The sequence below is a fragment of the Pseudomonas sp. B40(2017) genome, from assembly GCF_002112855.1.
Taxonomy (GTDB): Bacteria; Pseudomonadota; Gammaproteobacteria; order Pseudomonadales; family Pseudomonadaceae; genus Aquipseudomonas; species Aquipseudomonas pharyngis.
The window spans coordinates 71,940-78,052 of the sequence record NZ_NEIT01000013.1 but is presented as its reverse complement, the minus strand read 5'-3'; the positions used below and the strand labels follow the sequence as shown (position 1 = coordinate 78,052).

The 6,113-nt window shown below is 61.3% G+C and carries 5 protein-coding genes; all 5 read left to right on the top strand.

Translation table 11 applies throughout. The features are described 5' to 3' along the window. Nucleotides 1-420 precede the first annotated feature (420 nt). Nucleotides 421-2,844, top strand: coding sequence for an endopeptidase La (gene lon / locus CAF76_RS28275; RefSeq protein WP_085610905.1), 2,424 nt, complete (start codon nt 421-423; stop codon nt 2,842-2,844). A gap of 315 nt (nt 2,845-3,159) precedes the next feature. Continuing rightward, entirely contained in the window at nt 3,160-3,552 is a 393-nt protein-coding gene (locus CAF76_RS28270; protein ID WP_085649323.1) for a protease inhibitor I42 family protein, read from the top strand. A gap of 2 nt (nt 3,553-3,554) precedes the next feature. Next, complete coding sequence (locus tag CAF76_RS28265) at nt 3,555-4,199, top strand: lysoplasmalogenase (RefSeq protein WP_178076211.1); 645 nt, start codon at nt 3,555-3,557, stop codon at nt 4,197-4,199. A 215-nt stretch (nt 4,200-4,414) separates the two neighbouring features. Continuing rightward, on the top strand, nt 4,415-5,122 hold the full coding sequence (gene cmoA / locus CAF76_RS28260; protein ID WP_236191106.1) for a carboxy-S-adenosyl-L-methionine synthase CmoA: 708 nt from the start codon (nt 4,415-4,417) through the stop codon (nt 5,120-5,122). Then, the gene (gene cmoB / locus CAF76_RS28255) at nt 5,119-6,075 is read left to right on the top strand and encodes a tRNA 5-methoxyuridine(34)/uridine 5-oxyacetic acid(34) synthase CmoB (protein WP_085649325.1); all 957 of its coding nucleotides are present in this window, start codon (nt 5,119-5,121) and stop codon (nt 6,073-6,075) included. The genes cmoA and cmoB overlap by 4 nt, the downstream gene beginning before the upstream one ends. Nucleotides 6,076-6,113 lie beyond the last annotated feature (38 nt).

Sequence of the window (6,113 nt, the reverse complement as noted above, 5' to 3'; positions counted from 1 at the left end):
CGACATCGGAAGGCTGAGTGGAGGGATTTATCCGGGGGTGGGAGCGCAGCGACCGTTTGGCGAAGCCAAACACATCGAGAGGAGGTGCAGCGAAGCAAACCGTAGGCGATGCCCCCGGATGAATCCCGGAACGAAGGGACGCCGAGCCACAGCGAGGCGCCGAACGCAGGGGCCTAGACCTTTGGTTCCTTTGGGGCGTTTGCCAAAGGAACTCGCCGTAAGGGCGAAACCGCCAGCGGGCGCACCCGAAGAAACGGATATGTACTCGATAAATCCCCAGCATGGCCGGCCCAAAGGCCGCCAAGCCCAACCCCAAAACCCTGTCAAAACCCTGAACACACAAGCAGAAACACCCACCCCCATTGAAACCACCCAAACCCTGCCCCATCTAACAGCCATACCCAATTGCGCAGGTGCCCCATGAGCGACCAGCAAGAATTCCCCGAGAACCCCGACGACATCACCGAAACCGACGCCGAACACATCGAACACCACGTCCCCGGCAAAGGCCTGGCCCTGCCCGGCCAGAACCTGCCGGACAAGGTCTACATCATTCCGATCCACAACCGCCCGTTCTTCCCGGCCCAGGTCCTGCCGGTCATCGTCAACGAAGAACCCTGGGCCGAAACCCTCGAACTGGTCAGCAAATCCGAACACCACTCCCTGGCCCTGTTCTTCATGGACACGCCCCAGGAAGACCCGCGCCACTTCGACACCAAGGCGTTGCCGCAATACGGCACCCTGGTCAAGGTGCACCACGCCAGCCGCGAAAACGGCAAACTGCAATTTGTCGCCCAAGGCCTGAGCCGCGTACGCATCAAGACCTGGCTCAAGCACCATCGCCCGCCGTATCTGGTGGAAGTCGAATACCCGCACCAGCCCACCGAGCCGACCGACGAGGTCAAGGCCTACGGCATGGCGCTGATCAACGCGATCAAGGAACTGCTACCGCTCAACCCGCTGTACAGCGAAGAGCTGAAGAACTACCTCAACCGCTTCAGCCCCAACGATCCGTCGCCGCTGACCGACTTCGCCGCCGCCCTCACATCGGCGACAGGTAATGAGCTGCAGGAAGTGCTCGACTGCGTACCGATGCTCAAGCGCATGGAAAAAGTCCTGCCGATGCTGCGCAAGGAAGTCGAAGTCGCGCGCCTGCAGAAAGAAATCTCCGCCGAAGTGAACCGCAAGATCGGCGAGCATCAGCGCGAGTTCTTCCTCAAAGAACAGCTCAAGGTCATCCAGCAGGAACTCGGCCTGACCAAGGACGACCGCAGCGCCGACCTCGAACAGTTCGAGCAGCGCCTGGAAGGCAAGGTCCTGCCGACGCAGGTACAGAAGCGCCTCGAAGAAGAAATGAACAAATTGTCGATCCTCGAAACCGGATCGCCGGAATACGCGGTCACCCGCAACTACCTCGACTGGGCGACCTCGGTGCCGTGGGGCGTGTACGGCGAGGACAAGCTCGACCTCAAGCACGCGCGCAAGGTGCTGGACAAGCACCACGCAGGGCTCGAGGACATCAAGGACCGGATCCTCGAATTCCTCGCGGTCGGTGCCTATAAAGGCGAGATCAGCGGCTCCATCGTGCTGCTGGTCGGCCCGCCGGGCGTGGGTAAAACCAGCGTCGGCAAATCCATCGCCGAATCCCTCGGCCGGCCGTTCTACCGCTTCAGCCTCGGCGGCATGCGCGACGAAGCCGAAATCAAGGGCCACCGCCGCACTTACATCGGCGCGCAGCCGGGCAAACTGGTGCAGGCGCTGAAAGACGTCGAAGTGATGAACCCGGTGATCATGCTCGACGAGATCGACAAGATGGGCCAGAGCTACCAGGGCGACCCGGCCTCGGCGCTGCTGGAAACGCTTGATCCGGAACAGAACGTTGAATTCCTCGACCACTATCTGGACCTGCGGATGGACCTGTCGAAAGTCTTGTTCGTCTGCACCGCCAACACATTGGATTCGATCCCCGGCCCGCTGCTGGACCGGATGGAAGTGATTCGCCTGTCGGGCTATATCACCGAAGAAAAAGTCGCCATCGCCAAGCGTCACCTGTGGCCGAAACTGTTGGAAAAGGCCGGTGTGTCCAAGGGCAGCCTGAGCATCAGCGACACCGCCCTCAAGGCTTTGATCGACGGTTACGCCCGTGAGGCCGGCGTGCGCCAGCTGGAAAAACAGATGGGCAAACTGGTGCGCAAAGCGGTGATGAAGCTGATCGAGGATCCGAAAGCGGTGATCAAGATCGGCCCGAAAGACCTCGAAGCGTCCCTCGGCCATCCGGTGTTCCGTAACGAGCAAGTGCTGTCCGGCACTGGTGTGATTACAGGGCTCGCCTGGACCAGCATGGGCGGCGCGACCCTGCCGATCGAAGCCACGCGGATTCACACGCTCAATCGCGGTTTCAAACTCACCGGGCAACTGGGCGATGTGATGAAGGAGTCGGCGGAGATCGCCTACAGCTACGTCAGTTCGCACCTCAAATCCTTCGGCGGCGATCCGAAATTCTTCGACGAAGCTTTCGTCCACCTGCACGTGCCGGAAGGCGCGACACCGAAAGACGGCCCGAGCGCCGGCGTGACCATGGCCAGCGCCCTGCTCTCCCTCGCCCGTAACCAGCCGCCGAAAAAAGGTGTGGCGATGACCGGCGAGCTGACGCTGACCGGACATGTCCTGCCGATTGGCGGGGTGCGCGAGAAGGTGATTGCGGCGCGGCGGCAGAAGATCTTCGAGTTGATTCTGCCGGAGCCGAATCGCGGAAACTTTGAAGAGTTGCCGGACTACCTGAAGGAAGGCATTACCGTGCATTTCGCCAAGAAGTTTGCGGATGTGGCGAAGGTGCTTTTTTGATTTCGTCTTGAGGTATTGAGGGGGGCTGGCATCGCAGCCCCTCACCCCAGCCCTCTCCCGGAGGGAGAGGGAGCCGAGTGGGGGATATTTAAGAGATACGCCGACCTGAAAGCTCTTCACTGAATCCGTAATCAACTCGATCTTTCAGGTCGATGTATCCCAAAAGACACCTCGGTCGGTCCCCTCTCCCTCTGGGAGAGGGTTAGGGTGAGGGCCGGCGATGCTGAAGAATGACGCCAAGCCTGGCGTTGTCACACTTTGTCTCATCTTCAGTTATGCTCGCCGTTCGTCGCCAACGCCGGAGCCACTGAATCCATGTCCCCCCTTCGCCTGTTTGTCCCCCTGTCCCTCGCCCTGCTGGCCGCCTGCGCCACGCAACCGAAAACCATCGTGACCGTGGAAAAACAAAGCGAATGCCCGGTGCGCCTTACCAACGGGCAAAACCTCATCGTCACGCTCCCGAGCAACCCCACCACCGGTTACCGCTGGGCCATCCAGGATTCCGCCGGCGGCGTATTGCGCGCCCTCAGCCCCGAGGTCTACAGCAATCCGGAAGATGCCGGCGTGGTCGGCGCGGCCGGCCTCTCGACCTGGCGCTTCCAGGCTTTCGCCCCCGGCACCGGGCGCCTGCGCCTGACTTCGCAGCAACCGTGGGCGCCGGAAGTGTTGCCGGTGGAAACCTTTGACTGCGCGATCTCGGTGAACTGATTGTGGGCTGGCTGATCCTCGCGCTGATGGGCGCCGTGACCTTTCTCTATGGCCTCAGCACCCATGCGGCGCTGCTGTGTCTGCTGGTCAAACCGTTGCCGGTATTGGCCCTGCTTGGCTGGTTGCATGATGCGCCGCCCAGCGACTATCGCCGCTGGATCAGCCTCGGTCTGATTTTCTCGTTGATCGGCGATGTGCTGCTGGCGTGGCCGGGGGATTTGTTCGTGTTTGGCCTGGGTGCGTTTCTGGTCGCGCATCTGGCGTATCTCAAGGCTTACCTCAGCGATTGCAGGCGCGTGGCCCTGCTGCCGCTGATCCTGGCGCTCAGTGTGGGCGCCGTGTTGTTGGGCATCCTGATTTCCAGCGGATTGGGGCCGCTGACCGTGCCGGTGATCGTTTACGGAACGGCCATCAGCGCCATGCTCTGGCGCGCCCTGGCCCGTCTCGGCAGCGGCGTACCTCAGCGTTCGGCGTTGCTGGCGGCGGGCGGCGCGGTGGCGTTCGTGTTCTCCGATAGCGTGATCGGCATCAACCGGTTCGTGTCACCGTTCAATGCGGCGCCTTACATCATCATCCTCAGTTACTGGCTGGGGCAGTGGGGGATTGCGGCATCGGCGTTCTCCCAAACCAAACGTCCCGACCTCTGAAACCGATCGTTACTACGCGCTGCGTCTTTGCGTAAGTGACGCAGAGCGTCACGGGATGCATTCCCACGCGGAGCGTGGGAACGATCACCCGCTGCAAAGCGGTTTATCAGACAACCCGCGCATCTGCGCGCCAGTTTGGCTAAAATGCCGGCCTTTTCATCGACACCGCCGGAACCGCCGTGAGCAAAGAACCCGATCGCATTTTCGCCCAGCCGATGGCCCAGGTGCCTGACTTCGCCTTCAACGAAGACGTGGTGCGGGTGTTCCCGGACATGATCAAGCGCTCGGTGCCGGGTTATCCGACCATCGTGGAAAACCTCGGTGTGCTCGCAGCGCAGTTCGCCCAGCCGAACAGCGTGCTCTACGACCTCGGCTCATCGCTCGGTGCGGTGACCCAAGCCCTGCGTCGCCATGTGCGCACCGACGGTTGCCGGGTGATCGCGGTGGATAACTCGGCCGCCATGGTCGAGCGCTGCCGCGAATACCTCAACGGTCAGGATTCGATGTTCCAGGAGTTGCTGCCGGTCGAGGTGATCGAAGGCGACATCCTCGCCCTCGACTTCAAACCGGCCTCGGTGGTAGCGCTGAACTTCACCCTGCAATTCATTGCCCCGGATCAGCGCACGGCGTTGCTGGCGCGCATCCGCCAATCGTTGCTGCCGGGCGGCGCGCTGATTCTGTCGGAGAAGCTGCGCTTCAACGATGCCGAAGAACATGCGCTGCTGACCGATCTGCACGTCGCGTTCAAGCGCGCCAACGGTTACAGCGAACTGGAAATCGCCCAGAAGCGCAGCGCCATCGAAAACGTCATGAAGCCCGACAGCCTCGAAGAACACCGCGAACGCCTGCTGGCCGCCGGGTTCTCGAAAGTCGTGCCGTGGTTCCAGTGTCTTAACTTTGCCTCGTTGATTGCCTTGCCATGATTGATCTGTCCCCCCTCGCCCGCCGTCTGGCCGGCACGCCGCTGGCCGAATGGGCCAGCACCCTGCAAGTGCAGCTCGACAAGAAAATGGAGAAGGGCCACGGCGATCTGGAGCGCTGGCAAAGTGCGCTGGATGCCCTGCCAAAGATCCAGCCGACCGAAGTCGACTTGCTCAACGGTTTGAAACTCGATACCGATTGCGACAATGAAACCCGTGCACAAATGCGCACTGCGCTGATGGGCCTGTCGCCGTGGCGCAAGGGGCCGTTCGATCTGTTCGGCGTGCACGTCGACACCGAATGGCGCTCGGACTGGAAGTGGTCGCGGGTCTCCCCGCATCTGGATCTGAAGGGCAAACGCATCCTCGATGTCGGTTGCGGTAACGGCTACTACATGTGGCGCATGCTCGGTGCCGGCGCCGACAGCGTGATTGGCGTCGATCCGAACTGGCTGTTCTTCTGCCAGTTCCAGGCGGTGCAGCGTTATCTGTCAGAGCCGAATGCCTGGCACTTGCCCTTCCCGTTCGAAGACCTGCCGCCAAACCTCGAAGGCTTCGACACGGTGTTTTCCATGGGTGTTTTCTATCACCGCCGCTCGCCTATCGAGCATTTGCTGGCGCTGAAAGATTGCCTGGTGAAGGGTGGCGAACTGGTGCTGGAAACGCTGGTGGTCGAGGGCGACAAGCATCAGGTGCTGGTGCCGGAAGACCGTTATGCGCAGATGCGTAACGTGTGGTTCCTGCCGTCGGTGCCGGCGCTGGAATTGTGGTTGCGTCGTGCCGGTTTCACCGATGTGAAATGCGTGGATGTCAGCACCACCACCGTTGAAGAACAGCGCGGGACCGAGTGGATGAAGTATCAGTCGCTGAGCGATTTCCTTGATCCTGAGGATCACAGCAAGACGATCGAAGGACTGCCGGCGCCGATGCGGGCGGTGATTGTCGCGAAGAAGTAAATCTTCCAATCAGCAAAAAACCTGTGGGAGCGAGCCTG